Annotated in this window: 2 protein-coding genes; one reads left to right on the forward strand and one right to left on the reverse strand. The window is 71.3% G+C overall.

What is annotated here, in order from left to right; all coding sequences use genetic code 11:
* The first annotated feature begins 228 nt into the window (after window positions 1–228).
* Window positions 229–1,590 (forward strand): glutamine synthetase family protein, encoded by a 1,362-nt coding sequence (locus DQW06_RS19355; RefSeq protein ID WP_013151975.1) that lies wholly within the window; start codon window positions 229–231, stop codon window positions 1,588–1,590.
* A 381-nt stretch (window positions 1,591–1,971) separates the two neighbouring features.
* On the opposite strand, the gene DQW06_RS19360 is transcribed toward DQW06_RS19355, so the two are convergent.
* Window positions 1,972–4,204: cellulose binding domain-containing protein (locus DQW06_RS19360; protein WP_304598532.1), on the reverse strand; the 2,233-nt coding region annotated here is incomplete at its 5' end.

The raw sequence follows: 4,204 nt of genomic DNA on the forward strand, positions 1-4,204 counted from the left end.
CGGCGGGCCCCGGGCGGGGCCCGCCGCCGACGGCGGGAGGATGACCGGAAACGCCCGCTCACGGGCCATAATGCGTGTGCGGGTGACGGACCGGGCAGGCTGCTCGGCGGGTGCGGAAATACCCCGGAAATATCCGCACGGCACACTGGACCTGGGAGGCCGTGTCCGAACCGGCCCCGCCGTACGCCGGGAGGGCCCGGACACCGACCGCATCGAGGAAGGTTGATCGTGAATCGACAGCAGGAATTCGTGCTCCGCACGTTGGAGGAGCGCGACATCCGGTTCGTGAGGCTGTGGTTCACCGACGTGCTCGGGTACCTCAAGTCCGTGGCGGTCGCCCCCGCCGAACTGGAGGCGGCCTTCTCCGAGGGCATCGGTTTCGACGGCTCGGCCATCGAGGGGTTCGCCCGCGTCTACGAGGCCGACATGCTGGCCCAGCCCGACCCCTCCACCTTCCAGGTGCTGCCCTGGCGCAACGAGCCGCACGGCACGGCGCGCATGTACTGCGACATCCTCATGCCCGACGGCTCGCCGTCCTCGGCCGACCCGCGCCACGTGCTCAAGCGCACGCTGGGCAAGGCCTCCGACCTGGGGTTCACGTTCTACACGCACCCCGAGATCGAGTTCTACCTGCTCAAGAAGATGCCCGAACTGGGTGAGCTGCCCGAGCCCAACGACTCCGGCGGCTACTTCGACCACACGCCGCACAACAGCGCGCACGACTTCCGGCGCAACGCCATCAACATGCTGGAGGCCATGGGCATCTCCGTGGAGTTCAGCCACCACGAGGGCGGGCCGGGGCAGCAGGAGATCGACCTGCGCTACGCCGACGCGCTGACCACCGCCGACAACATCATGACCTTCCGGCTCGTGATGAAGGAGGTGGCGATGGAGCAGGGCGTGTACGCCACCTTCATGCCCAAGCCGTTCACGCAGTACCCGGGCTCGGGCATGCACACGCACCTGTCGCTGTTCGAGGGCGACCGCAACGCCTTCTACGAGCCGGGTGCGGACTTCCAGCTGTCCAAGGTCGGGCGCGGGTTCATAGCGGGCCTGCTGCGGCACGCCGACGAGATCACGGCCGTCACGAACCAGTGGGTGAACTCCTACAAGCGCCTGTGGGACGATCCGGCCGCCTCGGCGGGCATGGGCGGCGAGGCGCCGGCCTACATCTGCTGGGGCCACAACAACCGCTCGGCGCTGGTGAGAGTGCCCATGTACAAGCCGGGCAAGTCCAACTCCAGCCGGATCGAGATCCGCTCGCTGGACACGGCCTGCAACCCGTACCTGGCCTACGCGGTGATCCTGGCCGCGGGCCTGAAGGGCATCGAGGAGGGCTACGAGCTTCCTCCGGGCGCGGAGGACGACGTCTGGGCGCTGACCGACTCCGAGCGCCGGGCGCTGGGCATCCGGCCGCTGCCGCAGAGCCTGGACGAGGCGCTGCGGATCATGGAGAACAGTGAGTTGGTGGCCGAGACCCTGGGCGAGCACGTCTTCGACTTCTTCCTGCGCAACAAGAAGGCGGAGTGGCACGACTACCGCCGCCAGGTGACGCCGTACGAGCTGCACAGGTACCTGCCGACCCTGTAGAGCCGGGTGGCCCTGTGGGCCTGCGCGAGCCCCCTTCCCGGGTGTCCGGGGAGGGGGCTCGGCGCGTCCCGGGGGTGCTTCAGGGACGCTTCGAAGGGGTCAGGGGTTCAGAGGGCTGTGCCCTTCACGGCTCCAGGCGTGCGGCCTCCCCCGCAGATACCTGTGAGACCCACGGCGACCGCACGGAGAACCACGGGCCCTCCTCCCGGAGAAGGACACGACCGGGAGGAGGGCCCGTTCTCCGACGGCTGGTTCCCTGACGGCCCCCTTGCCGGACAGACCCCTTCTCTGACGGCCCCTTGTCCGAGGGGACTCCGCCGGGCGCGGAGCGGTCGCACGGGCACACCCGCACGACCGCCCAGGCCCCGCACCGCCCGGGAATCAGGGCGTGTACACCTCCGGCCGGGGAGCGGGCTCCATGCCGTCCCCGATGAAGAAGCTCGGGTGCGGCGGCTGGTTGTAGGCGGTGTTCTGCCAGGCGACGGCCACCCGGTACTGGGTGTCGTGCATCAGCGTCGGCATCCGCAGATCGGTGGGCAGCGGCGTGGAGTAGATCCGCAGCGCCCGGTTGTCCGCGGTGCGCCAGGCGACCTCCTCACGCCAGTCACCGAGGATGTCCCCGCTCAGCGCCGGTGTGGACTTGGTGCCGTTGTTGGAGGCGACCCCGGAGCCGGTCAGCAGCCGGGTGTCGCCACCGGTCCCGTACTCGTCGATACGGGTGCCGTCCAGCAGTTCCCGCAGCGGGTCGCCGTCCCACCAGGCCACGAAGTTCGCCGACGAGGGGGCGCGAACGCCCAGGCGGTTCCCCCCGGCGTCGTACATGCCGCTGATACCGCCGCCCGTGACCCAGAACTCCGCGCCGGGGTTGCCCGGCCACACGTCCGCGGCCACGCCCCGGCCCGGCCCCTCCTCACCGCTGGCGGTCGGCCTGCGCCAGACCACCCCGCCGGTGTCGGCGTCGGCCACGTAGGCGCCCGCCGCGCCTCCCGTGCGCTCGGTGATGGTGAAGACCTCCAGGCCGGAGCGGTCGGGCAGCAGGTCGCCCACGTGCATGGCGTCCCCGTGGCCGTGGCCGGTGGCCCACATCCCGCTTCCGTCGTCGTCCACGGCCATCGACCCGTACATGACCTCGTCGCGGCCGTCACCGTCGGCGTCGGCGATGCTCAACTGGTGGTTGCCCTGACCGGCCCACCGCGACCCGGCCTCGTCGCTGTCGAAGGTCCAGCGCCGGGTGAAGCGCCCGTCGCGCCAGTCCCAGGCCGCGATCACCGAGCGCGTGTAGTAGCCGCGCGCCATGACCAGGCTGGGCCGCTGGCCGTCCAGGTAGGCGACGCCCGCCAGGAACCGGTCCACCCGGTTGCCGTAGCAGTCGCCCCAGTCGCAGACGTCACCGCGCCCGGGAACGTAGTCCACCGAGTCCAGTTCGGCCCCGCTGCGGCCGTCGAACATGGTGAGGAACTCCGGCCCGCTCAGGACGTAGCCGTCGCCGTTGCGGTGGTCGGCCCCGGCGTCGCCGATGACCCCGCCGGTGCCGTCCACGGTGCCGTCCGCCGTCTTCACGGCCACCTCGGCCCGCCCGTCTCCGTCGAAGTCGTAGACCTGGAACTGGGTGTAGTGCGCACCGGCGCGGATGTTGCGTCCCAGGTCGATGCGCCAGAGCCGCTCACCGCTGAGTTCGTAGGCGTCGAGCAGTACGGGGCCGGTGCGGCCCGACTGGGAGTTGTCCCTGGCGTTGGTGGGCTCCCACTTCAGGACGATCTCGTACTCGCCGTCGCCGTCGAGGTCGCCCACGCTGGCGTCGTTGGCGTCGTAGGTGTAGCCGCTGCCGCCGGACGGGACGTCCAGGGGCACGTCCAGGTAGCCGGCGCGCAGCGCCAGTGAGGCCCCCGAGGCCTCCGCCTCCTGGCCGTCGATCACGGGGCGGACCGTGTAGCGGGCGTCGGCGGAGGCTCCGCCGTCCAGGTAGGAGGTGGCTCCGGTGAGGGGCTGTGAGTTCAGGCGTGTGGAGCCCCGGTAGACGTTGAAGGCGACGTCCTCGGGGTCGGTGGCCAGCAGCCGCCAGCTCACCAGGTTGCCCTGCGAGCCCTGCACGCTCACCAGACCGCGGTCCAGCTCCTCGACCTGGCGCCCCTCTCCGGTGGTGGGCGGGTCCTCGGGGTCGGGCGGCTCCTCACCGGGCGGTTCCTCGGTGCCGCCGGTGCAGACGGTGCCGTTGAGCGTGAAGGAGTCGGGGACTTCCGGGGTGCCGCCGTGGGAGCCGTTGAAGCCGAAGCTGACCGAGGCTCCGGTGGCGATGGCGGCGTTCCACCCGGTGTCGGCCACGCTGACACGGTTCCCCGAGCCGGAGAACTCGCCGTTCCAGCCGCTGGTGACGCGCTCGCCCGCGGTGAAGTCCCACTCCAGGGTCCAGCCGTCGACGGGATCACCGAGGTTGGTGACGGACACGGCGGCGGTGAACCCGTCGTTCCACTGGTTCTGGACGGTGTAGGCGACCTCGCAGCCGGCGGCGGCGGAGGCGGGGCCGGTCGCCACGGCGGCGAGCGCGGCGCCCGTGGCGAGTGCGGTCGCGAGGCAGGCGCCGCGCCGTGTCCGTTGACGGGCGGCAGGGGGGTTG

It is taken from the genome of Nocardiopsis sp. TNDT3, assembly GCF_003427465.1.
Classification (GTDB): Bacteria; Actinomycetota; Actinomycetes; order Streptosporangiales; family Streptosporangiaceae; genus Nocardiopsis; species Nocardiopsis dassonvillei.